The following is a 24118-nucleotide window of genomic DNA, read 5'->3' as shown; positions in this document are numbered from 1 at the left end:
ATCCCTGTACGCGGGCAGCGGGAGTTGGGCGATGGAGGCGTTGCGGGCCGGGGATCCACGGCGCGTCGGCGGGTACCGGCTGGTGGGCAGGCTGGGCGCGGGCGGCATGGGGCTGGTGTATCTGGGCCGGTCTCCGGGCGGGCTCATGGTCGCCGTCAAGGTGGTGCACGTCCATCTGGCCGAGGACGCCGACTTCAGGCAGCGGTTCCGGCGCGAGGCCGGCGCGGCGCGCGCGGTCAGCGGCGCGTTCACCGCGCCGGTCGTGGACGCCGATCCCGACGCCGACCCGCCCTGGCTGGCCACCGCCTATCTCCCGGGCATGCCGCTGCAGGAGGTCGTCGAGAGGTACGGGCCCCTGCCGGTGCCCGCCGTCCTGGCCCTGGGCGCCGGTCTCGCCGAGGCGCTGGTGTCCGTCCACCGCGCCGGAGTGGTGCACCGCGACCTGAAGCCCGCCAACGTCATTCTGGGCACGGACGGGCCACGCGTCATCGACTTCGGCATCGCGCACGCCGCGGAGGCCGCCACCATCACCGGAACGGGCATGGCCGTGGGCTCGCCCGGCTTCATCGCCCCGGAACAGGCCAGAGGCGAAGGCACCGGGCCGGCCGCCGACGTCTTCTCCCTGGGCGCCGTCCTGGTCCATGCCGCGACCGGGGAAGGCCCGTACGGGCAAGGGCCGCCGCACATGCTCATCTACCGCGCGGCGCACGAACCGCCGCGCGTGGACGGTGTCACCGAGCCGGCGCTGCGGTCGCTGGTCGCGGACTGCCTCGCGCGGGACCCCGCCGGCCGTCCCACGCCCGCGCGGCTGCTGGAACGCCTGGCACCGCTCGTACCGCAGGCGACCGATCTGAACGGCCTGGGATGGCTGCCGCCGTCCGTCGCCGCCGGGATCGCCCAGGCGGCCACGCGGCCGCCCGTCCCGACCGACCCCGGCGAGGGAGGCGGCGGGCGCGGCCCGTCCCGGCGCCGGATTCTCGTGCTGGGAGGCGCGGGGGCCGCTACCGCGGTCACGGCGACCGTGGCCGGCGTGCTGCTGTGGCCGGAGGAACGGCCCTCGGCGGCCCCAACGCGGCCCAGCCCGTCCACCGGCCCGACCTCGGCGCCGCCGCCCCAGCCGGTCAAGGTCAGCAAGCCCGTCTGGAGGCGTAACACCGGGGAGGAGTACCTGATGACCAGCCCCACCGTCGCCGGCGGCACGGTGTTCGTCGGGAGTGAGAAGGGCGACCTCTTCGCGTTCGACGCCAGGACGGGCAAGCCGCGATGGCGCTACGCCACCGGGCAGCCGGTCAGGTCGCAAGCCGCGATCGCCGGCGGCGTGGTGTACGTCGCCGGGCACGACGGCAACGTCCACGCGGTGGACGCGCGGACGGGCACAGCGCGCTGGCGGCGTCCGGTGGGCCATTCGGAATCCGACATCGTCCTCTCCGGCGGCCTCGTCTTCGCCGGAAACGATCCGTTCTACGCGCTCGACGCCTCCTCCGGCGCGATCCGCTGGAGCGCCACAGGCGGGAAGAACATCGTCTCCGACCGCGCGGTGGCCGGTGCCGTCGTGTACGTACCGCGCGTCCAGAGCCTCGCGGCGCTCGACAAGTCCAGTGGACGGGTCCGCTGGACGTACGGCATGAGCCAGGGCACGGGGAGGCCCCAGGTCGCGGGCGGCGTCGTGTACTGCGGCGACTTCCTGGGAGGGAAGCTGCACGCCATCGACGCCCGCACGGGAAAACGGCGCTGGGTGTACGACCTCGGCGGCTCCGTCACCGCACGACCGGCGGTGGCGAACGGCGTGGTCTATGTGGGCGACTTCGGCGGAAACCTCTTCGCGATCGACGCGGCGCGAGGCACGTTGCGCTGGCAGATACAGGCCGACGGGGAGATCCATGACGGCGCGGTGATGGCGGACGGGATGCTCTACTTCTCCGCCGGAATCACCGACGACGGCGTCCTGCACGCCGTCGGCGCCGCCACCGGACGCGTGGTCTGGGAGTTCGGCATGTCCGGCGGGGTGGAGTCCGCCCCCGCGGCGGCGGACGGGATGGTCTACGTGGCCTGCAAGGACGGCTATCTGTACGCCCTCGACGCCAAGGACGGGTCCGGCACCCCTCAGACCGGGAGCTGACCGGGTGCGGATCGGAAAGGGATCGCGATGGCGGCGACACGGCCTGGAGACCCCCGCAAACTCGGCCCGTACCGGGTGGTGGCGAGGCTCGGCGCGGGCGGGATGGGCCAGGTGTACCTCGGCCGCTCGCCCGGTGGCCGCGGCGTCGCGATCAAGGTCATCCACCCGGCGATGGCCGGCGAGCCGAACTTCAGGGCCCGCTTCCGCCGCGAGGTGACCGCGGCCCGCGCGGTGAACGGCGTCTACACCGCCGCGGTGCTGGACGCCGACCCGGACGGGCCCCAGCCCTGGCTCGCGACCGCCTACCTGCCGGGCCTGCCCCTCCAGGACGCCGTCGCCCAGCACGGTCCGTTCCCGCCGCAGGCGGGACGGACGCTCGGTGCCGGGCTCGCCGAGGCCCTGGTCTCCATCCATCGCGCCGGGATCGTGCACCGCGACCTCAAGCCGTCCAACGTGATGCTGACCCCCGAGGGGCCGAGGGTCATCGACTTCGGCATCGCCCTCGCGAGCGAGGCCAGCGCCCTCACCCGGACGGGCGCGGCCCTCGGCACGCCCGCGTACATGTCGCCCGAGCAGGCGTCCGGCGGCACCGCGGGCCCCGCGGCGGACGTCTTCTCCCTCGGCGCCGTGCTGACCTATGCCGTCACCGGCGCGGGCCCGTTCGGCCACGGCGCCGTCCACGACTTGATCTACCGTGTCCTGCACCAGGAGCCCGATCTCAGCCGCGTCGTCGACCCCGGGCTGCGACAGCTGATCTCGGCCTGCCTGCAGAAGGACCCGGAGCTGCGGCCGAGCCCGGAGCAGGTGCTGGAGACGCTGGCGTCCGGCGGGCAACTCGCCTCACCGCACGGAACGTACTGGCTGCCGCCGCCCGTCGCCCAGCACGTCCAGCACGAGGGGACACAGCCCGCCGTCCGCGGCCCCGCCCGCCGCGCGGTCCTCCTCGCCGGCGCGGCCGGCGTAGGCGGCGTCGTGCTCGTGGCCGGGGCCGCGAGCGCCGGATTCCTCTACTTCAAGAAGGACGACCCGGTTCGCTGGAAGTTCACGCTGCCGGGGAACACGGATCTGCGGGCCGGGCCCATCGCGGCGGCCGGCAACGTGTACGTCGTCACCGGCGACGCGACCATCGCCATTGACGGCCGCACCGGCGAGCAGCTGTGGCGAGGCGCGTTCAAGGCGGACAGGAACTCGTCCATGGCCGTGCTGAGCGGCAGGGGATTCCTGTGCGACGCGATCTCGCTGTCGAAGCTGACGGCGTTCGACCTCGCGAGCGGCCGCCTCCTCTGGGACGTCTCGCTCGACATGAACACGCTCGACTCCACACCGGTGGTCGCGGCGGGCGCCGTCTGCGTGGCCGGCAGGGTCCGCAGCGGGAACAGCGGCCTGTTCGCGTTCGATCCGGCCACGGGCCGGGCCCGCTGGACCTACCGCGCCGAGCTCGGCCTGAGCTCCGTGGCGACGGACGGCGGTGTCTGCTACTTCGTCTCCGAGGACCGCTTCCTCTGCGCTGTCGACGCCGCGACCGGGAGCGCCCGGTGGAGAACGCGCGTGGACGACCTCTCCCGCGCCGCCGCGTCGCCGGTGGCCGGCGGCGGGCTGGTGCTCGTCCGAACCCAGACCAGTGGGATTCGCGCCTTCGACTCCGCGACAGGCCGGGAGCGCTGGCAGTTCGCCTCCGGCTCGGTCGGGGCGATGATGGTCGCAGGGGCCGTCGTGTACGTCGGCGAGACGGCCGGCACCCTGTCCACCCTCGACGCGCGCACCGGGACCCGGCGGTGGAACTTCACCCGTACCCGGGAAAAGAGCACGCCCGCCTCACGCGGCGGTTACCTCTTGCCCGCCCTGGGCGGCGGCGTCGCCGTCCTGTCCGACCCTGAGGGGCACATGCAGGGCCTGGACGCCGCCACCGGCAGGGTCCGATGGCGGCAGACGGCCGACGAGGGCTACGGCGAGCGCCCGCTCATCGTGGGCACCACGGTCCATCAGGGCTCCATGGGCGGCCTCTACGGCTTCGATCTCGCGACCGGACACCGGCGCTACCACCTGGACCCCCCGGACGAACCCGGGTTGATCACCGGGTCGGCGCACGAGCTCACCGCCGCGGACACCACCACCCTGTTCTGTGCCATCGACTCGAAGCTGGTCTACGCCGTCCGCCCTTGAGAAGCGGCCGGGCGAGGCGGCACTCCCGCTGGCGCTTCGCGGGCGACGTCTGATCTGATCGGTCCATGAAGACACGAGGACATGACATCGAGGTCACGCCTGCGTCCGATCACGTCGTCGTCCGGCTCGGGGACGTGGTCGTCGCGAGCTCGTCCAGCCCGGTCGTGCTCACCGAGACGGGCTGTCCACCGCGCTACTACCTTCCGGTGGCGGACGTGAAGATGGACTTGCTCGAGCCCTCGGAGACGACGTCGCACTGCCCGTTCAAGGGCGACGCCGTCTACTGGTCGGTTCAGGCCGCCGACGGCATGGCCGAAGACGTGGTCTGGTCCTACCCGGAGCCGTTCCCGAAGGTCGCGAAGATCGGCGGACTGCTCGCCTTCTGGACGGAGAAGCCGGGCGTCACCCTCGAAGTGAACGGCCAAACCACGTAAGCGTCACAACGTATCCCGCAGGGAGTGGCCGCACTGGCGGCCTCACCGGACAGCACGGGTCGTCCAGGGGTGGGCATTCAGGCGCTTGAAGGTGGCCTGGGCGGCCTGCAGGTGGGGGGTCGCTTCGGTTGGGCGGTTGTGGTTCAGGAGGTATTCGCCGTAGAGGAGTTGGGTGCGGGCTTGCTGGAAGGGCTGGTCGGTGGGCCTGTGGTGTCGCAGCGCGGTTGTGAAGTGGGTCTCGGCTTCGGCAGGTCGGGTCAGGGCTCGGCAGCGGGCGGCTATGGCGTCGGCCCAGGGGCGAGCGATCACCTTCGTCCAGGTGAGCAGGGCGGGGAGTGCTTGTACGGCTGGGGTGCCCGAACGGTAGGACGCTTCGATCAGGTCGACCAGGCCGTACATGGCGATTACGGGGTGGGACGTGGCGCCTGCCTGGAGGTTGCGTAGGTGTTCCACGGCGTCGTCATAGCGGCCCAGGGTGAGGTCCAGGATGCCTAGGGCCCAGGTGGCCAGGGCGGGGGTTGTCGCTACTCCGTGGTCGTTGCCGTAGGCGATGGCTTGGGCGGAGAGGCCGCGGCAGCGTTCTTCGTCGCCCTGGACGGCTGAGAGCCAGGCGACCAGGGCGCCCAGGTGGGCGGTGCGGTGGGGTTGGCCGAGGTCCTGGCTGACGCGGTGGCCTTCGGTGGCGGCGGCCATGGCATCGGGATGGCGGTCGCGCAGGAGATCTGCCTGGGCTTGGATGGCGAGTGCGCTGGGGAGCAGGCCGATCGTGCCTCGTTCGCGGGCCTGGGCGACCACGGAGCTGGCGAGGCCGTGGGCGCGTTCGTCGTCGGCCGCGACCAGGGCGAGGGACGCGGCCAGCAGCCGTTCCTGGGGGTGCTCGGTGGGGAGCGCCTGGAGCCTCTCGTTGAGGCCGGTCGCCGCGGAGTAGTCGCCGCTCAGGATGTCGGCCAGCGACGTGAGCGCGCAGAACATCGGGTCGCGGGGGAGCGGCAGCCGGTTGAGGTCGTCGGCGGCGTCGCGGGCGAGGCCGGGGTCGGAGGCGAACGAGGCGTTGCGGATGGCCGCCGCGAGCATGAGGGCGGCGGTGCCCGGGTCGGACGTCTCGATCAGCTTCGCGCCCTCGGTGAGGATGCGGCCGGCGGTGGCGGGGGAGCCTTGCTCGAATTCGATGGTCGAACGTATGCGTGCCAGGCTGGCCAGGTCTTTCTCGTCGATGGTGAGAGTGGAGGCCAGGTCGGCCAGGACCTCGGCGTGGCGGAGCTGGCCCGCCTCGATGGCCGCTTCGGCCGCCAGGGTGTACCGGCGCGCGCGTGCGGTGGCGGCGGGGGTCAGCTCGGCGGCGCGGATGTAGGCGGAGACGGCGGCGGCGTGACCGGCCCGGCTGCGGGCCTTCTCCGCCACGCGTTCCATGGCCAGGGCTATGTCTTCGCGCGGGCCCGTCGCGGCGGCGGCCAGATGCCAGGTGCGGCGTTCGGTAGCGTCGCCTGACTGCGCCAGGGCCTCGGCGATGGCCTGGTGGACCTCCAGCCGCCGGCCGTGGGCCGCGCTCTGGTAGAGGGCCGACCGGATCAGCGGATGGCAGAACTCCGCCCTCCCGTTCTTGAGGACGAGGAGGCCCGCGGCTTCGGCGGGCTTCACGTCGTCGGCCGCGTCCGCCTGGACACCGAGCTGGCGCGCCGCCCGGACGGCCAGCGCGACGTCGCCGGTGTCGTCCGCGGCCAGGACGAGGAGGAGCGTCTGGGTGGTGTCGGGCAGCGCCCTGGCGTGGTGGTGGAAGGTCTCGATCAGCCGATCGGTCAGGGGCGGCGTCTCGGCCGGATGGCGCGGCAGGTCTTCGTCGCGGCTCGCCTTCGCCAGCTCTGCGATGGCGAGGGGATTCCCTGAGGCGTCCTGCAGGATGCGTTCGCGGATGTCGGGTGCGAGCAGGGGCGCGTGCTCGTGGAGCAGGTCGGCCGCGTCCGCGGCCTTGAGGCGGGACAGGGCCAGTTCGGGGATTCCCGCGTCGGTGAAGGATCGCGGGACCTCGCGCGCGGACAGGAGGAGGGCGACGGCGTCGTCCCGCGACTTCCGTGCGGCGATGAGCAGCGCGTCGGCCGAGGGCTGGTCCAGCCACTCCAGGTTGTCGATCAGGCACAGGACCGGCGCCTCCGCCGCCAGATCGGCGAGCACGGTGAACGTGGCCAGCCCGATCATGAAACGGTCGCGGGTCGTCGCCTCGGCCATGCCGAACGCGCCGCGAAGCGCGGCCGCCTGGGGCGCCGGAAGGTCCGTGAGCCGGTCGAGCACGGGCAGGAGAAGCTGGTGCAGGGCGGCGAACGGGAGCTCGACCTCGGTCTCGACGCCGATGACCCGGAGCACGCGCATGCCGGTGGCGGCCCGTTCGGCGTGCGAGAGCAGCGCGGTCTTGCCGATGCCGGGCTCGCCGCGCAGGACCAGGGCCCCGCCGGCGCCGTCCGAGGCGCCGGCGAGCAGCCGGCCGATGGCGCGGAGCTCGCGTGACCTGCCTGTCAGGGGGGTTCCGACCATGGTGCCAGTGTGGTTCATGAGGGTGAACGGATGGGGTTACTTGCTGGTAGAGTCCGGGAGACAGCTCAGTTGCTCCATGCAACTCAACTGCTCGCCGAGCCCCCCGGAAAGGAACGCGTCTTGCGTGCGGATCTCCACGAGCCCTTCGGTGACGGGCGCGACAAGCTCTTCATCGACTTCTTCAACAACGACGAGTCGTACTTCGGGTCCCTGGTGGGCCTGGAGCTCGAAGAGGTCCGCGTGGACTACGCCCGGATGCGGCTCCCGTACCGGCCGCGCCTCAACCAGCCCGCCGGGGTCGTGCACGGGGGCGCCATCGCCACGCTGATCGACACCGTCGTGGTCCCGGCGGTCGGCGCGGTGTACGAGCGGATCCCGATCATGCTGACGATCGACATGCAGCTGCGGTACCTGAGCGCGGCCCGCGAGACCGACCTGATCGCCGAGGGCTGGATCACCAGGCGCGGCAAGTCGACGGTCTTCTGCCAGGCGGAGGTGCGCGGCGCGGACGGCGAGGTCGTGGCCGAGGGCTGGCATGTCTACCGCGTCATCCCGCCGAAGGACTGACGTCCGCCGGCACCGGCGGTGATCCCGGTCGCCGTTCCCACGCCGCTTCCCGCGGCGGTCAGCTCGCGCACCGGCTCGCGGACGGGTTCGTGGATCTCGCTGAAGCCGCCGTCCACGTCCATCACGATCCGGCCGGTCTCGCGGCCGTGCTCCGCCTCGTGCCGCTCCCCGGCCGTCAGGAACAGGCAGATCCGCTGCGTGAGGACGAACGCGAGCAGCGGCAGCGCGAACACCGCCACCCGGAAGAACCAGGTCACCGCGAACAGCGACAGATGGAAGTTGTACGCGATCTGGTCGTTGGCCGCCGCCGCCCACAGCAGGCCGTAGAACGTGATGCCCGCCGCGCCCACGGCCGTCCGCGTCGCCGCGTCACGCGGGCGGTCCAGGAAGTGATGGACGTCGCGGTCGCCGCTGAACCTGCGCTCCAGCGCCGGGTAGGCCGCGAGGACGGTGAAGAACGCGCCCGGGACGATCAGCGCGGGCACCAGGACGGCGAGCGTGAGCGGATGCCCGGCCACGTCCAGTTCCCAGCCCGGCATGATCCGGATCGCGCCGTCCAGGAAGCCCATGTACCAGCCGGGCACCGCGCCGGCCGTGATGTCGCCCGGCTTGAACGGGCCGAACTGCCAGATCGGGTTGATCTGCGCGACCGTGCCGAGGAGCGTCAGGACCCCGCAGGTCGCGAGGAACATCGCCACCGACATGGCCTTCGGCGCCGCCAGGTGTGCGGTCTGGAACGTGCCGAGGCTGCGGCTCGCGTGCGCCTTGAACTCCGTGTGGCCGTGCCGCTTGACCAGCCTGTGGCGCAGCGCGAACAGACCGAGCACCGCCCCTGGCAGAGCCACCACGTGCACCCAGTAGAACCGCGGAATGATGTCGTCGCCAGGGAACTCACCGCCGAAGAGCAGCCCCATCAGATCGGTGCCGAACACCGGGATCGACTGAGTCACGCCCTGGATGAGCCCCAGGCTGCCGCCCGACAACATGTCGTCCGGCAGGATCGTGCCGGTCACGCCCGCCGCCATGCCCAGCGTGAGCAGGCCCACCCAGATCAGCCAGTTCAGGCCGCGGGGACGCCGGTACGCGCCCGTGAAGAACATCCGCAGCAGCTGGAGCGTGATCGCGGCGATGAAGATCAGTGCCGCCCAGTGATGGATCTGCCTCATCAGCAGCCCGCCGCGCACGTCGAAGCTGAGGTCGAGCGCCGACTCGTACGCCTCGCTCACCTGGACGCCGCGCAGCGGGACGTACGAGCCGTCGTAGGTGACCACCTTCGTGCTCGGCTCGAAGAACACCGTCAGGAACGCGCCCGTGACGAGGAGCACCACGAACGCGTACACCGCGATCTGCCCGAAGAGGAACGACCAGTGATCCGTCGCCCGCGCACGCCATGAGGTCTTCAGCTTGTCCATTGGTCACGATCCCTCGTCGAAAGCCCGTCATGCACAAGACGTCGCGGGGCGACGGGACGTGACACGCGAGAGGGCCGCTAGGGGTGTGATCCGCGACGCATCGGGGCCGCGTCGGCGTCGAGGAGGTCGTCGGCCCAGAAATCGATCAGCTGCCGCTCGGTGAGCCTGGACGGCGGGGCGTCGGGCACGGCCCGTCCGCTGATCAGCGCCCAGGTGGTCATCAGCAGCCGGGCCAGGTGGCGGTCTTCGAGCAGGGGCGCCGCGGTGGCGTCGTCATCGGTGGACACGTCGTCATCAGAGGACACGGTGGGCCGTTCGTTCGCCGGGGAGACCCGGAGGGACCGGGCCCGGGCCGGTCCGAAGCCGTTCACCGCCGCTTCGGGCCGGCCCGGTGGATCCCGCTTCCCCTCGCGGGCCCGCCCCCGTGGGTCCGACTGCGTACCACAGCAAATCCCGAAATCTCCCCAGTCGCCATCCCCGAATTCCGGGATACCCGGCACGGGCGGGCGGTCCTAGACTCCGCAGCTGTGGGCGTTATCGACGCGGAGGTCGCCGCGACCCGGGTGACGGCGCCGTCCGGCGAGACCATCGGAATCCCCGAGGGCGGCCGGATGGAGTTCGGCCGCGGCGCCGACATGGACCTGGTGATCTCGGCGGACCGGGGACTCTCCCGGCGCGCCGGGGTGATCGTCGCCGTGGGCGGCGGGGCGTGGGTCGCCAATCTCAGCGGCACCCACGCCCTCTACGTCGAATGCGATGGGCACCAGGTCCGGCTGCCGCCGCTGGAGGGGCGGAGCGAGCCGTCCGGCGGATGGTTCATGCGGTCGGGGACGACGCTGGTGGGCTCGCGCACGATGCTCGACGAAGGCCAGCCGGTGCGCGTTCAGATCATGAGCCGGCACGGGCTGCGGACGGACTCCGGGAACGGCCAGGTGATCGGGCCGGACGACGACTCGACGCTGCGGCCCCTCTACCTCGACCCGAAGACGAAGCTGTTCCTCGTCGCGCTGCTCTGGTGCCGGCCGTGGCTGCTCGATCCGGCGCGGACGACGTCGCTGCCGCGCACACCCGAGATCGCGCGCGCCGCGCTGACGGTGACCGACGCCCATCACGAGCTGGAACGGTTCGACACCGATCCGGCCTTCCGCGAGCGGATCTCCGCCCGCGTCGGCGAGCACCTCCGCGTGCTGCGCCGCAAGATCACCACGCGCGGGCTCACCCGGCAGGGGACCCGGCTCTCCGACGAGGTGGTCGTCGGGGCCCTCATCGACCACGCGGTCATCACGAGCGGCGACCTCGCCCGGCTGGACGACCCGTCCTGGTGCTCGCGGCAAGAAGACCTCTGGTGGGACCGCACGTAGGCGCCTGGGGTCTAGAGGTTGTTGACGGTGAACTTGGCGCGCGCCACGGCGCCGCCCCCGGACGCGGTCACCACGACCTCGTGCACGCCCGGCGGGAGCTTTCCCGGGTAGAACTCGTGGCTCTGGTTGACTGCGTAGTTGAAGGTGCCCTGGATGTCGACGACCGGTCTGGCCGGTGACGCCCGTCCCTTGTCCAGGCGGATCGTCACCGGCCGGCCGGGAGTCCACCCGCGGCCGTGCACCACGAAGACGGTGTGGCCGTCGCCGAGCGGCTGGTTGATCTGGATGCGCGGGTCGCCGTCCGCCCGCTGCCCGGCGCCCGACGCCGGAGGCGGCGGTGCCAGCGGGCGGCCGCCGCCCGGGAGACCGTCCGGCTGCCGGGCCGGCTCGTCGTCGGGGGCGTTGAGCGCGGCGCCCGCGGCGCCGCCCAGCACGACCAGGGCGGCCGCCACCGCGAGCACCATCGCGCGGCGCGCCGCCCGGCTGCTGCGCCACCTGATGGTCGAACGCGCCCCCGGGTCCGAGACGGGGCCCGCCGGGGCGCCCGGCGAAGGGCTCGCCTCGGCGGCGTTCTCGCGCAGGGCGGCCAGTGCGGGCCGGAACTCGGGGGACGAGGTGGGGGACGCGAACGTGTAGTCGTCCGCCTCGTCGTCCGCGTCCGCGTCTGCGCCCTCGGTCTGCCCGGCGGGCGCGGCCGGGCGCTGCGGCCACTGCCGGTAGTCCTCGATCAGGGCGAGGGCGCATCGCGGCAGCTGGACGGCCGGGAGTTCGAGGCCGGAGTCGTAGCCGAGCCGGGGGAGCAGGGCGGCCGCCGTGGGCCGCCGTTCCGGCTCGCGTTCGAGACAGCTCTCCACCACCTCGGCGAGCTCCGCCGGGAGGCCGGTGAGATCGGGCGGCTCGGTCGCCAGCCGCACCAGGATCTCGGTCACCGAGTCGCCCTCGTACGGCGGATGGCCGGTCGCGGCGAACAGCATCGTCGAGCCCAGCGCGAAGACGTCGCTCGCCGGCACGGTCTTGCGGACGTTGCGGGCCTGCTCGGGCGCCATGTAGGCCGGGGTGCCGACGGCCTGGTGGGTCGCGGTGAGCGTCGAACGCTCCGCCGCGCGCGCCACCCCGAAGTCGATGACGCGCGGGCCGTCCGCCGACACCAGCACGTTGGACGGCTTGAAGTCGCGGTGCAGCAGGCCCGTGCGATGGATGGACTCCAGCGCCTCGGCGCAGCCGGCCGCCAGCCACCGCACGGCCGGGACGGGCAGCGGCCCGCAGGCGCGGACGAGCCGGTCGAGGGAGGGCGCGGGCACGTAGGACGTCGCGAGCCACGGCACCTCGGCGTCCGGATCGGCCTCGATCACCGCCGCGGTGAAGGCGCCGCTGACGCGTCCCGCCGCCGTGATCTCGTGCCGGAACCGGGCCCGGAAGTCGCCCTCGTCGGCGAGCTCGTGCCGGATCGTCTTGACCGCGACCAGGCGCCCGGCCGCCGACCGGCCCAGATAGACCCGGCCCATCGCCCCGAGACCGAGCCTGCCCAGCAGCACGTACGCGCCGATCCGCACGGGGTCCTGCCGGGACAACGGCTCGAGGGGGAGGCGCCGCGACCCCATCTGGTCTCCTTCTCGGCTCGGTCTCGCACGGTGCGCGCGACCTGTTGGACGGTGAGGATCTCAGAAAAGTTCGACTGGCTTCACAATTCAGGCAAAAATCTCCTTTCACCGGCTTTTCATGTCGCTGGGGCACGCTGGTCTCCGATGATGGACGAACGAGGGGGCCCTGTGAACGCGCGGCACGATGATCACGACCGGGGGCTCGCGTTCGATCTGGCGCGGCTCAAGCACCTGGACCGGCTCGAACGACTGGACCGGCGGAAACGCCTCGACCGGCGCGCCGCGCTCGGCATGCTCGGCGGCGCGGTGCTGCTCGGCGCGGTCGGTTGCGCAGACGACGGCGCCGGCGGCAACGGGAGCGGGAACGCCGGAGGGGGCGGCGGCGGATCGACGGCGCCCGCCGTCACCCCGACCGCCGCCGGGGGCGGAGAGATCCCCGAGGAGACCGGCGGGCCCTTCCCCGGAGACGGTACGAACGGGCCGAACGCCCTCACCGAAAGCGGGATCGTCCGCAGCGACATCCGGTCTAGCTTCGGCTCCAGCGCGGGCCGGGCCGTCGCGCAGGGCGTGCCGCTGACGGTCGAGCTCACCGTCACGAACAAGGGCACCCCCTGCAAGGGCGCGGCGGTCTATGCGTGGCACTGCGACCGTGACGGCAATTATTCGATGTACTCCGAGAGCGTCACCCGCGAGAACTACCTGCGCGGGGTTCAGGCGGCCGGCGCGAACGGCGTGGTGCGCTTCGTCAGCATCTTCCCCGCCGCCTACTCGGGGCGTTGGCCGCACATTCATTTCGAGGTCTTCAGCAGCCTCGCCGACGCCACGCGCGGCTCCAAGAGCATCAAGACGACGCAGCTCGCCTTTCCCGAGGACACCTGCGACGCGGTGTACGCGACCACCGGTTATGCGAAGAGCGTGAGCACGATGGCCCGCACGTCGCTGAAGGACGACATGGTGTTCAGCGACGGCGTCGAGGCTCAGATGGCGACCATCACCGGCAGCGTTACCGGTGGTCTTACCGCCAAGCTCGCCGTTCGCCTCTAGCGCCGCCCCTTCCTGGAAGCGCTGGGCGGATATTGCCAGCAGAGCTGGGCTCCGCTGGCAATTAGTGCTGATTCTCGCGTCCCGCAAAGTGGCTTGGTCCGCGACCTGGGGTGGTTGGTGAGGGCCCTGCCGTGGACTTTTGGCGAGGTCTTGCCCCCGTGTGAGGGGACGGTTACCTTCAATCAAATTCATAGGAAACCTTCCTATTTGATCAGCCGTCTCGGGGGTTCGGGGGAGCCGAGTACCACGTTCACCACCAGGCCCTTGGAGCGATCTTGCGCCGCCTCCTGTCCCGCCTCTCCCTCCTCGCCGTCCCCCTGCTCCTGCTCTTCGTGGCCGTCCCCGGCTCCTACGGGGCCGTGACCGCTCCCACCGGCACCGCCGCCGCTCCCACGCGCGCCGACGTCGCCGCGGCCCCGGCCGCCACGTTCACGAAGGCCTCCGACTGGGGGTCGGGTTACGAGGGCAAGTACACGATCACCAACGGCTCCGGCGCCGCGATCTCCTCCTGGCGGGTCGAGTTCGACCTTCCCGCCGGGACGAGCCTCGGCACCTACTGGGACGCGCTGCTCACCACCTCGGGGCAGCACGCCACGTTCCGCAACCGCGAGTACAACGGCACGATCGCCCCCGGCGCGTCCGTCTCGTTCGGCTTCGTCGCCGGCGGCTCGGGCGCGCCGCAGAACTGCACCCTCAACGGCGCCGCCTGCACGGGCGAGGACCCCGGCACGCCAGGTGCGCCCGGCACGCCGGGAACGCCCACCGTGACGGCACGGACCGGCTCCTCGCTGACGCTCTCGTGGCCCGCGTCCAGCGGAACCGTCACCGGCTACCGCGTCTACGAGGGCACGGCCCTGCGTTCCACCGTCACCGGCACGACCGCCACCCTCTCCGGGCTGGCGTCCTGCTCGACCCACACGTACACGGTCAAGGCGTACAACACCGCGGGTGAGTCGGCGGCGAGCGCGACGGCCACCGGCACCACCACCGGCTGCACGACCGGCCCGCTGCCCAAGCACTTCCTCACCGGCTACTGGCACAACTTCGTCAACCCGGCGACCGAACTGCGGCTCGCGGACACCAACGCCGAGTACGACCTGGTCGCGATCGCGTTCGGCGAGGCGACCACCACGCCCGGCCAGGTGGTCTTCGGCCTCGACCCCGGCCTGTCGAGCGCGCTCGGCGGTTACACCGACGCGCAGTTCAAGGCGGACGTCCAGACGCTTCACAACCGGGGCAAGAAGGTCATCCTGTCGGTCGGCGGCGAGCGCGGGGCGATCCAGGTGGGCAGCTCGGCGGCCGCGACGACGTTCGCGAACAGCGTGCACGGGCTGATGCAGGGCTACGGCTTCGACGGTGTCGACATCGACCTGGAGAACGGGCTCAACGCGACCTACATGGCCCAGGCCCTGCGCGAGCTGCGCGCCAAGGCCGGCGCCAACCTGATCATCACCATGGCGCCGCAGACGATCGACATGCAGTCCACGGGCGGCGCGTACTTCCAGCTCGCGCTGAACATCAAGGACATCCTCACCGTCGTCCACATGCAGTACTACAACTCGGGCTCGATGCTGGGCTGCGACCAGCAGGTGTACGGGCAGGGCACGATCAACTTCCTGACGGCGCTGGCCTGCATCCAGCTGGAGAACGGGCTGCGACCGGACCAGGTCTCCCTGGGGCTCCCGGCCGGGGCGGGCGCCGCGGGCGGCGGGGTCGTCGCACCCTCGGTCGTCAACAACGCCCTCAACTGCCTCGCGCGCGGCACGAACTGCGGATCGTTCAAGCCGCCACGGACGTATCCGGACATCCGCGGCGCGATGACGTGGTCCGTCAACTGGGACGTCTCCAACGGCGGCGGCTTCGCCGGCACCGTCGGCCCGTTCCTCAACACCCTTCCCTAGGCCAGGAGACGTCATGACACGAACACGACGCCTCCTCGCGCGGACACCACTCCTCCTTGCGCGGACACGACGCCTTTTCGCACGGACACGACGCCTCCTCGCTCTCGGGCTCGCCGTCACGCTGACGGCGGCGGGCCTCGTCGGGGCCGCGACGCCCGCGCACGCGGCCAACATCCTCAGCAACTCCGGCTTCGAGAGCGGCTCGCTGTCAGGGTGGACGTGCTCGGGCGGCACCGGGTCGGTGGTCACCAGCCCCGTTCACTCCGGCACGCACGCGCTGGCGGGCGCCGCGTCCTCCTCCGACAACGCCCGGTGCGCGCAGACCGTCACGGTGAAGCCGAGCACCGCCTACACGCTCTCGGCGTGGGTGCGCGGCAGCTACGTCTACCTCGGCGTGGACGGCGGCACGTCGACGTGGACGCCCTCGGCCACCGCCTACACCCGGCTCTCGCTGACGTTCACCACCACCGCCGGCCAGACCTCGGTACAGGTCTACCTGCACGGATGGTACGGCGCCGGAACGTACAACGCCGACGACGTCGAACTGGACGGCCCAGGTGGCGGCGACCCCCCACCCGGACTGCCCGGCCAACCCGGGACGCCCAGCCTCGGCACGGTCACCAACTCGTCGATCGCGCTCTCCTGGACCGCCGCCTCTGGAACGGTCACCGGCTACCGCGTGTACGAGGGGAACACTGCCGTCGCCACCACGTCGGGCCTCAACGCCACTGTTTCCGGGCTCCAGGCATGCAGCAGCCACTCGTACACCATCGCCGCGTACAACAGCGTCGGTGAGTCGGCCAAGTCCTCCCCGGTCACCGGCACGACCACCGGTTGCACCGACACGGGTTTGCCCAAGCACGCCCTCATCGGTTACATGCACGCCAGCTTCGCCAACGGTTCGGGCTACGTCCGCATGGCAGACATCCCGGCCGCCTGGGACATCATCAACCTCTCCTTCGGCGAACCCACCTCTGTCACGTCCGGCGACATCCGCTTCAACCGCTGCCCGGCGGCCGAATGCCCCAACGTGGAGAGCGAGGCCGACTTCACCGCCGCCATCCGGGCCAAGCAGGCCCAGGGCAAGAAGGTGCTCATCTCCATCGGCGGCCAGAACGGGCAGGTCCAGCTGACCACCACCGGCGCACGCGACGCGTTCGTGCGGTCGGTCGGCGCGATCATCGACCGGTACGGGCTGGACGGGCTCGACATCGACTTCGAGGGCCACTCGCTCTACCTCAACTCCGGCGACACCGACTTCCGCAGCCCCACCACCCCGGTGATCGTCAATCTCATCGCGGCCCTGAAGACGCTCAAGGCGAAGTACGGGGCGAAGTTCGTCCTGACGATGGCGCCCGAGACGTTCTTCGTCCAGGTCGGCTACAAGTTCTACGGCGGCGCGGGCGGCGGCGACAACCGCACGGGCTCGTACCTGCCGGTGATCCACGCGCTGCGCGACGCGCTCACCGTGCTGCACGTCCAGGACTACAACTCCGGCCCCGTCACCGGCCTGGACGAGCAATGGCACACGATGGGCGGCGCCGACTTCCACATCGCGATGACCGACATGGTCAAGGCCGGGTTCCCGGTGGCGAACACCGGGCACACGTTCCCCGGCCTGCGCGCCGACCAGATCGCGTTCGGCGTGCCCACCGCGACCAGCGCGGGCAACGGCCACACCCCGCCCGCCCAGGTGCAGCAGGCGCTCAACTGCCTCGTCAAGGGCCAGAGCTGCGGCGGCTACACCCTGCGCGGCGGCACGTCACCGGCGCTGCGCGGGCTGATGACCTGGTCGATCAACTGGGACCGCTACTTCAACTGGGAGTTCATGAACAGCCACGAGCCCTTCCTCAACGCCCTGCCCTGATCCCCGAACCCGCCGAACCCCTGAATCCGCTGACTCCCTGAATCCGCCCCCCGCTCGAAGACCGGAGGTCAGGCCCTCATGCGAACCAGATCCAAGGTCGCGCTGGCGACCGCCACCGTGCCCGTCTCGACCCTCGTCGCCGTCGTGCTCCCCGCGGCCCCGGCCGGCGCGCACGGCACCATGTCCGACCCGCCCAGCCGGGTGTACGTCTGCAAGCAGGAGAACCCGGAGAACCCCAAGTCGGCCGCGTGCAAGGCCGCCGTCGCCGCCGGCGGCACCCAGGCGTTCTACGACTGGAACGAGGTGTCGCTCCTGGAGGCCGGCGGCCGGCACCGGCAGCTCATCCCCGACGGGAAGCTGTGCAGCGCGGGCCGCGAGAAGTACCGCGGCCTCGACCTCGTCCGCACCGACTGGCCCGCCAAGCGCATCTCGCCGGGGCCGCTCACGCTGACCTACCACGCGACCGCTCCGCACGCGAACAGCAACTTCGAGTTCTACATCACCCGTGCCGGCTGGAGCCCGTCGCAACCGCTCCGCTGGTCGGACCTGGTCCACATCCAGACGTTCAACAACCAGAACCCCACCACGTACACCAACTGGACGATCAACATCCCGCAGCGCACCGGCCGCCACCTGATCTATTCGATCTGGCAGCGCGTGGTCGGCAGCAACGAGGCGTTCTACACCTGCTCAGACGTCGACTTCGGCGGCGGCAACGAGCCCACCACACCACCCAGCACCCCGCCGCCCTCGAACCCGCCGCCGTCCAACCCACCGCCCACGACGCCGAGCGGAACCTGGAGCTCCAGCGCCACCTACAAGACCGGCGACCAGGTCACCTACCAGGGCGTCACCTACCGCTGCCTGCAACCGCACACGGCGCTTCCCGGCTGGGAGCCGCCGAACACCCCCGCCCTCTGGCAGGCGGCCTGAACCCCGCTCCGGTGCCGGACCCGCCGACCGCCCCCCGGCAGGCCCGGCACCGGAGCGACGACGAAGGACGAGACGCGAGCTCCCATGAAACGCAGCTTCAAGACGATCGCGCTCTGCGTCGCCCTGGCCGTGCCTCCGGGCGCGCTCCTGCTCAACGGCCGCGGCGACCACACCCCGCCGGGCACGTTCAACTCGACGGACGTGATGTTCCTGCAGATGATGGTCCCGCACCACGGCCAGGGCGTCCGCATCGCACGGCTCGCCCGCGAGCGCGCCGCCCGTCCCGGCGTCCGCACGCTCGCCGCCGCCATCGAGACGACGCAGGTCAGCGAGATCAGGTCGATGGCCGGCTGGCTGCGGTCGTGGCGCCGTCCGCCCACCGCCCCCGCGGGCTCCCACAGCGCTCACGGCGGCATGCCCATGACCAGCGAGGCGGCGATCGACCGGCTGAGCGAGACCACCGGCGCCCCGTTCGAGCGCACCTTCCTCAACCTGCTGATCGCCCACCAGGACGACGCGCTCCAGCTGGCCCGCCGCGAGGTCGCCGCGGGCACGAACCCGGAGGCCAAGGCCCTGGCCGACCGCGTGGCCCGCTCCCGCCAGGCCCAGATCACCCAGATGCTGACCCTCCTCCGCCGTTAGCCCCCTCGTCGAACGGCGAGGGGTTGGCCGGCGGCAGCCCGGGCACGCCCATGAGCTCCATCAGGTGCCGCAGCACCCGGTCGTTGTGCAACATCAGGTCGAAGGCGTCCATCTTGTCGTACGCCCTGGCGGTGCTGACGACATGGTCGGCGAGCTCCTTGGCCTGGGTCCGCCGGTCCTTGGTCATCTCCCGGACGATCTTGTCGACGGACTCGGGATCGTCGGCCAGCGCCACCGCGTACGGCGTGAGCCAGTCGCTCCGGCCGCTCTCCAGGAACTCGTGCCACAGCTCCCGGCGCTCGCCGAACTGCAACGCCAGCAACCTGGCGAGCTCATGCCGGTTCGTCTCGTCCTGCCGCCTGCTCCAGGCGTCGCGCTGCGCCTTGCGGACCGGCTTGTCGAGCCGCAGCATGGTCCGGTGCTCGATCGGGCGCGCGTCGCCGTCCGGCCCGGCCGCCGAGACGAACACCAGCTGGGTGCCGTTGAACACCTCGCCGACCGTCTGGTGGATGCGGGCCTCGGCCTCGCCCGCCTCGTACGGCGGGAAGAGCCGGGACACGCCGCGGACGCGGGCGACGAGCCGTTCGAGGAGCGCGGTGTGGTTGTCGAGGGCGCGCCAGACCAGCACCTCGGGGTATGCCGGGCCGGTGACGCACCACGTGAAGTGCACGCTGACGGAGAACTCGTAGCCGTCGCCCATCGCCGGCACCTCGAAGCCGAACGTGTCCGGCCAGTGGGCGGCGCGAGATTCGTTTCCCGTCCGGCGAAGCAACCTCCACAGCCGGGTCCCGGCCGTCGGGTAGAGCTGGACCTTCTGGACCGGTCCGTGATGGCCGCAGGCCGTTTCGAGAGTGCTCATGCTGACGACTCCTTCGAGGAGGTGGCCGGGGCGAGCCCGTAGAACCGCAGCCGTGGACGCAGCGCGGGCTCGGCGTAGAGGTGGGTGCGCAGATCCGCGAAGTCGACGCCTGCCTTGGCCCACTCGCGGAGGGCGTTCCATGGTTCGTGGCCGCAGGAACGTGAGGTGAGGACGCGGAGCCAGAGTTCGCCGACCGTCGCCGGATCCTCCGCGTACTGGGTCAGCACCGCCGGTCGCTCGGTGTAGGGGAGGAGGGCGATCCGCGCCAGCGTCGCCGCCACGAGCTGGCGCAGCAGGGGCTTCGGCGATCTGCTCCAGGTCAGGAGTTCGCGCAGGACCGTGCCGGGAGCGTCCCTGAAGAGCTCCACCACGCTGTCCCGTACGGCGCCGCGAAGGAAGAGAGGATCACGCCACGCGAGCGCGTACAGCGCACGCAGCGCCTCGTCGGCGGCCTTCGCGCCCACCAGCGTGCCGAACAGCCGTACGGCGGTCGAACGCAGACGGAAGTCGCGCTCACGGGCCCAATCCCAGGCGAGCCGCGCGATGCGAGGGTGCCTGGACGGGTATGCGGCGGCGATCGCCTCAAGGGCCCATGCCGCCGCCATGTGCAATGCCTCGGAGTCACTCTCGGACCAGTTGCGGATGCACTCCTTGTAGACGAACTCGAAGTCGTACCTGGCGAACCACGCGATCGCCTGGGCCACCTTCAGCCGCGTGACCGGATCGCCCGCCTCGTCACCCGCCAGGCCCGTCAGCCATTCGAGCAGCGCCTTGTGGGCCACGACATAGTCGAGCCATACCGCGTCCAGGACCGCCGGTGCGAATCCCACGCGGAAGGAGAGCGTCCGGTCGACCTCCTGGACGACGTACGACCGCGGCTCACCGGCCTTGCTCAGCCAGTCGTCGAGCATGTCGGCGAACGGCAGCAACCCCAGCCGGGCGTGCTTGCCCTGCTTCTCCACCTTGAAGAGCAGCTTGGCGAGGTCGTAGGCGGCCCGGCACACCTGCACGGTCGGCAGGCCGTCCAGCACCGCGCCCGCGATCACGAACGCCCGGCGGCCGAGGTCCTTCTCGTCCTCCTCCTGCCGGAGCACCTTGCGGGCGTCGCGCCGGAGCGGGCCGAGCATCTCGGCGCAGATCTCCTCGACCGTCCGGCCCTCCGGCAGGCCGCTCACGAGCGCGAGCGCGAGTTCGCGGGCGTCGCCGGGACTGGACAGCCGCACCGTGACCTGGTCCGCGATCGCCTCGACGTCGTGCTCTCCGACCGGAAGCCGGTCGAGGAGCTGGCGCCTGAGAACGTCCGAGGGATCGGGCTGCACATGCTCCGCGACGAGGCCCGGCAACGCCCGCGTGTCGGAGTCCAGGCCGACCAGGATCACGAGGCGGGCTCCCACCGCGGCGAGGACCTCGCTGCAGCCGAGGATGTCCGCCTCTGTGAGGCGCTTGGTCCAGGTGGCTCCGGTCGCGTCGTACAGGTAGCCATGGCCGGATTGCAGCTTGCTCTTCTCGAGAAGGGCAGGGGACTCCTTGGCGTGGAGGCTGCGGAGTTCGTCCTGGCGATGCGCGAGCGCGGCAAGGGCGGTGGTCCTGCGGCCGGAGCCGGGCGGGCCCTTCAGGACCGCGACGAGGTTCTCGTCAAGGACGCCTATCAGGGCCTCCTTGGTGGCGGTTCCGGCGAAGCGGGCACTGATGTCGCGGCTGCGTTCGGCGGCGATGGGGGAGACGATCCAGCCGTCCCGCTTCTCGCTGGACATGTAGATGTGCTTGTCGCCGCCGACCTTGTCCCCTGTGAACGCGTCGCCGGGACCATAGGCCGCATTGCGCGAGCTTGCCCCGGCTATGAAGTCCGTGCGCAGCTCACGGAGTTCTTCGGCGAACCTGCGTTGCTCTGCGGCGCTGAGCTTCTCCTCGGGAGGCGTGCGCAATCCTTCGTTCGCGCTTGTGTCGTGCGCCTGCTCGTCCGCCTCGTGGGCGGCGTCGTCGTCAGCCATCGTTGTGGTCCCCGTGGTAGGTGTTCTTGTTGCCGGCGACCTTGTCGCCGGTGAAGGCGTCGCCTGCGCCGTATGCGACGTTCGTATGTCCGCCGCTGGTGCGGGGGAGCGGGGGAGTCGGGCCGGACGGTTCGCCTGGGGGCGGGGGGTCGCCGCCTTCGGATCCGCTGTCCGGGGCATAGGCCGTGAGGGCCTCGACGGTGTGCAGGTTGAAACGGGGCACGTAGAGGTACGCGGTGTACGACTGCTTCTTCACCTGCACGCGGACCGGCCGGAACAGGGTGGGGCGCGGCTCGCCAGGGCCCTGGGTGATGTAGTCGCGGTAGATCGCCGACGAGACGATCACCCCGAGGTCGGCCTCGGGGAGCGCGGCCATCGCGGCGCGCAACGGGTCGGAGTCGCGCAGGCGCGCGGGCTGGACCGCGTGCTGCCCCGGCCATCCCATCGCCCCGTTGAGGTGGACGGGCCCGATGTGGACCGCCATGCGCAGGCGGAGCTGGCTCCAGGCCACCTCGTGGCGGCGGCGGTTGTACGCGCCCAGTGCGGCGTCGAGTTCGCGGACGAAGGTGTCCATCAGCGGCGTCACGTTCGTCCCGGCGGGCAGGATCGCGTAGATCCCGTCGCCGCCGTCCTGCCGTTCCCACGCCTGCCGGTCGAGCTCGGCCGCGTCCGCCGCGCCGTCGAGCATCGTGCTCAGCGCGCTCTGCAACGTCCGCTGCTCGGCGTCGTTGCGGCTGCTGTAGTCCTCGATGTCGACGGTGAACAGGACGCGGTACTCGGGAACGGGATGATCGTTCATCTGCCCTCCAGGTGAGCGGAGCCGCCTGAGGCACAGCGTCGGCGACGCTCGGAGGGGCGAACCCGGATTAATCCGGGTTCGACGGAACTTGTCCGGCGCGGGCCAGATCGGCGAACTCCCGGAGCCCGGGAAGATCGATGATGATCACACGTCGCCGTCCCGGGGTCGTGACCAGGCCTTGGGAGGCGAGCTCGCGCAGGGCCTTCTGCACGGTCGCCTCCTTGGCGCCGACCAGCCCGCCCAATTCGGCCTGGGTCAGCGGGATGCCGAGGTCGATCCCGTCCGGGCCCGGCAGGCCGTGCCGTTCGACCAGGGCGAGGATCACCCGGGCCAGGCAGCGGCTGGTCTCGTACCCGGCGAAGTCCAGGCGCCGCTGGTTCGACCACCGCAGCCGGTCGATCGTCATCTGGTTGAGCGTCAGCGCGACCGCCGGATGGTGCTGGAGGAAGTCGACGAACGCGCCGCCCTTGATCTGGCTCACGACCGCCCGGCCGCAGGTGGTCACGGTGGCGGAACGCACGGACTCGCCGAGCACCGCCATCTCGCCGATGAGGTCGCCGCTCACCCGCAGCGCCAGCAGCGATTCGGTGCCGTTCTCCACCCTGGCGCTCACCTTGACCAGCGCGTCGATCAGCAGCCAGACCGATCCCCCCGGCTCGCCCTGCCGCACCAGCTCGCGCTGCGGCGGCACGGGATGGAACTGGCCCAGGCCGAGCAGCCTGGCGCGAGCCTGCTCGCTGAGCCGGCTGAGGAACGTGCCGGCCGGCCACGACCTGCTGGAGCTTTCCCGCTGTCCCACGACCGCCTCCCCGAAGCCGCGACCCCCAGACATACGCCAGCGAACGCCTCCCGTCCACGCCTGCCCAGACCCAATCGCCCGCCCCGCTGACCGTGCCCTTAATAGTTGATCACCGGTCCGCGAAAAAGCGCAATTTATCCATGCCATTGGAGGCTTCCCGTATTGGGGTTGCGGGTATCACCCGTTCGACACAACTAGATCTCTCTTCCGCGGAGTGCCGATGCGCGTTCCCCGCCTGTGTGCGACTGCCGTCGCAGCGGTGGCTTTCCTTTCGGGCTCCGTCGCCTGCGGCGACAACGCGGTGGCCGCCGAAATCAACTACGTCGCCCTCGGCGATTCGTATGCGTCGGGCACGGGAGCGGGTGCTTACGACCCGTCCGGCGGCAAGTGCGAACGTAGTGAGCACGCTTATCCGCGGCTGTGGGCGGCCCAGCGGGCGGTGACGTCGTTCGGCTTCATGGCCTGCTCAGGAGCCCGCACGACCGGCGTTCTCGCGGACCAACTCGGCGCGTTGAGTCCCACGACGACGCTCGTCACCGTGACGGCGGGCGGGAACGACGCGGGCTTCGCGAAGGTGATGGAGACGTGCGTCCTGCGGTCGGCGGACGACTGTACGAAGGCGGTGTCCGATGCGGAGGAATACATGGCGACCACCCTGCCGGATCGGCTCGACACCCTTTATCGGGCGATCAGGGAAAAGGCGCCGTCGGCCCGAGTCGTGGTGCTCGGATATCCACGACTATATAAAATCGTCAATAACTGTGCGGGGCTGTCCAAAGGGAGGCGGACCGCGCTGAACCGCGGCGCGGACTCACTCGACATCACCGTCGCGGCGGCCGCCTCCCGGGCCGGATTCGTCTTCTCCGATGTGCGGGACGAGTTCGCCGGCCACGAACTCTGTTCGGGCCACGGATGGCTGCATTCGGTCGAGATCCCGCTCGACGACTCGTACCACCCGACGGCCCGCGGCCACCGGCTCGGCTACCTCCCCGCCCTCAACTCGGCCGACCCCCGCTCCCAGCGCTGAAAACCCAGTCGCCCCGATCTCGGCGACGAGTGTCCGCAGCAACACCGCGCTCACACTCGCACCTTCCGCTTGT

At 71.3% G+C, this 24118-nt stretch carries 19 protein-coding genes; 11 read left to right on the top strand and 8 right to left on the bottom strand.

Annotated features, from left to right (window positions below):
- Nucleotides 1-31: 31 nt before the first annotated feature.
- The 3 genes from ACGFNU_RS17385 to ACGFNU_RS17375 all read left to right on the top strand — a co-directional run bounded on the left by ACGFNU_RS17385 (nucleotide 32) and on the right by ACGFNU_RS17375 (nucleotide 4716).
- Complete coding sequence (locus tag ACGFNU_RS17385) at nucleotides 32-2119, top strand: PQQ-binding-like beta-propeller repeat protein (RefSeq protein WP_392594619.1); 2088 nt, start codon at nucleotides 32-34, stop codon at nucleotides 2117-2119.
- 27 nt (nucleotides 2120-2146) lie between these two features.
- Nucleotides 2147-4282: a serine/threonine-protein kinase gene (locus ACGFNU_RS17380; protein WP_392594617.1), complete on the top strand. Its 2136-nt coding sequence runs from the start codon at nucleotides 2147-2149 to the stop codon at nucleotides 4280-4282.
- A 65-nt stretch (nucleotides 4283-4347) separates the two neighbouring features.
- Nucleotides 4348-4716 carry a DUF427 domain-containing protein gene (locus tag ACGFNU_RS17375; protein WP_392594615.1) on the top strand — a complete coding sequence of 123 codons (369 nt, stop codon included), beginning with the start codon at nucleotides 4348-4350 and terminating at the stop codon, nucleotides 4714-4716.
- 42 nt (nucleotides 4717-4758) lie between these two features.
- Here the strand turns inward: ACGFNU_RS17375 and ACGFNU_RS17370 are convergent, their stop codons facing one another.
- Nucleotides 4759-7242, bottom strand: a complete 2484-nt coding sequence (locus tag ACGFNU_RS17370; RefSeq protein WP_392594613.1) for an AAA family ATPase — start codon at nucleotides 7240-7242, stop codon at nucleotides 4759-4761.
- A 120-nt stretch (nucleotides 7243-7362) separates the two neighbouring features.
- Between ACGFNU_RS17370 and ACGFNU_RS17365 the strand changes: the two genes are divergently transcribed.
- On the top strand, nucleotides 7363-7809 hold the full coding sequence (locus ACGFNU_RS17365) for a PaaI family thioesterase (RefSeq protein WP_392594611.1): 447 nt from the start codon (nucleotides 7363-7365) through the stop codon (nucleotides 7807-7809).
- Here ACGFNU_RS17365 and ACGFNU_RS17360 read toward each other — a convergent pair.
- Both ACGFNU_RS17360 and ACGFNU_RS17355 read right to left on the bottom strand, forming a co-directional pair.
- Nucleotides 7782-9221 carry a cytochrome bc complex cytochrome b subunit gene (locus ACGFNU_RS17360; RefSeq protein ID WP_392594609.1) on the bottom strand — a complete coding sequence of 480 codons (1440 nt, stop codon included), beginning with the start codon at nucleotides 9219-9221 and terminating at the stop codon, nucleotides 7782-7784. The two genes, ACGFNU_RS17365 and ACGFNU_RS17360, sit on opposite strands and share 28 nt — an antisense overlap.
- 77 nt (nucleotides 9222-9298) lie before the next feature.
- Nucleotides 9299-9508, bottom strand: a complete 210-nt coding sequence (locus ACGFNU_RS17355; RefSeq protein ID WP_392594608.1) for a hypothetical protein — start codon at nucleotides 9506-9508, stop codon at nucleotides 9299-9301.
- A gap of 240 nt (nucleotides 9509-9748) precedes the next feature.
- On the opposite strand from ACGFNU_RS17355, the gene ACGFNU_RS17350 reads away from it, so the two are divergent.
- Complete coding sequence (locus tag ACGFNU_RS17350; RefSeq protein ID WP_392594606.1) at nucleotides 9749-10582, top strand: hypothetical protein; 834 nt, start codon at nucleotides 9749-9751, stop codon at nucleotides 10580-10582.
- An 11-nt stretch (nucleotides 10583-10593) separates the two neighbouring features.
- Here the strand turns inward: ACGFNU_RS17350 and ACGFNU_RS17345 are convergent, their stop codons facing one another.
- Nucleotides 10594-12183: a serine/threonine-protein kinase gene (locus tag ACGFNU_RS17345; protein WP_392594604.1), complete on the bottom strand. Its 1590-nt coding sequence runs from the start codon at nucleotides 12181-12183 to the stop codon at nucleotides 10594-10596.
- Nucleotides 12184-12351: 168 nt separating this feature from the next.
- Here ACGFNU_RS17345 and ACGFNU_RS17340 point away from each other — a divergent pair, with 168 nt between their 5' ends.
- The 5 genes from ACGFNU_RS17340 to ACGFNU_RS17320 all read left to right on the top strand — a co-directional run bounded on the left by ACGFNU_RS17340 (nucleotide 12352) and on the right by ACGFNU_RS17320 (nucleotide 18570).
- Nucleotides 12352-13227, top strand: a complete 876-nt coding sequence (locus tag ACGFNU_RS17340) for an intradiol ring-cleavage dioxygenase (RefSeq protein ID WP_392594602.1) — start codon at nucleotides 12352-12354, stop codon at nucleotides 13225-13227.
- 275 nt (nucleotides 13228-13502) lie between these two features.
- A complete protein-coding gene (locus ACGFNU_RS17335; protein WP_392594600.1) occupies nucleotides 13503-15128 on the top strand; it encodes a chitinase in 1626 nt (541 codons plus the stop codon).
- A 13-nt stretch (nucleotides 15129-15141) separates the two neighbouring features.
- Nucleotides 15142-16995, top strand: a complete 1854-nt coding sequence (locus ACGFNU_RS17330) for a chitinase (RefSeq protein ID WP_392594598.1) — start codon at nucleotides 15142-15144, stop codon at nucleotides 16993-16995.
- A 78-nt stretch (nucleotides 16996-17073) separates the two neighbouring features.
- Nucleotides 17074-17928 carry a lytic polysaccharide monooxygenase gene (locus ACGFNU_RS17325; protein WP_392594596.1) on the top strand — a complete coding sequence of 285 codons (855 nt, stop codon included), beginning with the start codon at nucleotides 17074-17076 and terminating at the stop codon, nucleotides 17926-17928.
- A gap of 84 nt (nucleotides 17929-18012) precedes the next feature.
- A complete protein-coding gene (locus tag ACGFNU_RS17320) occupies nucleotides 18013-18570 on the top strand; it encodes a DUF305 domain-containing protein (RefSeq protein ID WP_392594594.1) in 558 nt (185 codons plus the stop codon).
- Here the strand turns inward: ACGFNU_RS17320 and ACGFNU_RS17315 are convergent.
- The 4 genes from ACGFNU_RS17315 to ACGFNU_RS17300 form a co-directional block, all read right to left on the bottom strand.
- The gene (locus ACGFNU_RS17315; protein ID WP_392594592.1) at nucleotides 18539-19429 is read right to left on the bottom strand and encodes a hypothetical protein; all 891 of its coding nucleotides are present in this window, start codon (nucleotides 19427-19429) and stop codon (nucleotides 18539-18541) included. The two genes, ACGFNU_RS17320 and ACGFNU_RS17315, sit on opposite strands and share 32 nt — an antisense overlap.
- Nucleotides 19426-21420, bottom strand: a complete 1995-nt coding sequence (locus ACGFNU_RS17310) for a hypothetical protein (RefSeq protein WP_392594591.1) — start codon at nucleotides 21418-21420, stop codon at nucleotides 19426-19428. Before ACGFNU_RS17310 ends, ACGFNU_RS17315 begins: the two co-directional genes overlap by 4 nt.
- Nucleotides 21413-22219 (bottom strand): hypothetical protein, encoded by an 807-nt coding sequence (locus ACGFNU_RS17305; protein ID WP_392594589.1) that lies wholly within the window; start codon nucleotides 22217-22219, stop codon nucleotides 21413-21415. The genes ACGFNU_RS17310 and ACGFNU_RS17305 overlap by 8 nt, the downstream gene beginning before the upstream one ends.
- A gap of 67 nt (nucleotides 22220-22286) precedes the next feature.
- Nucleotides 22287-23018 (bottom strand): Crp/Fnr family transcriptional regulator, encoded by a 732-nt coding sequence (locus ACGFNU_RS17300; RefSeq protein WP_392594587.1) that lies wholly within the window; start codon nucleotides 23016-23018, stop codon nucleotides 22287-22289.
- 259 nt (nucleotides 23019-23277) lie between these two features.
- Between ACGFNU_RS17300 and ACGFNU_RS17295 the strand changes: the two genes are divergently transcribed.
- The gene (locus ACGFNU_RS17295; protein WP_392594585.1) at nucleotides 23278-24045 is read left to right on the top strand and encodes an SGNH/GDSL hydrolase family protein; all 768 of its coding nucleotides are present in this window, start codon (nucleotides 23278-23280) and stop codon (nucleotides 24043-24045) included.
- Nucleotides 24046-24118 lie beyond the last annotated feature (73 nt).

It is taken from the genome of Spirillospora sp. NPDC048911, assembly GCF_043198015.1.
Lineage (GTDB): Bacteria > Actinomycetota > Actinomycetes > Streptosporangiales > Streptosporangiaceae > Spirillospora.
Note: the sequence above shows the minus strand (reverse complement) of the source record. Positions and strands in the feature narration are given on the sequence as shown.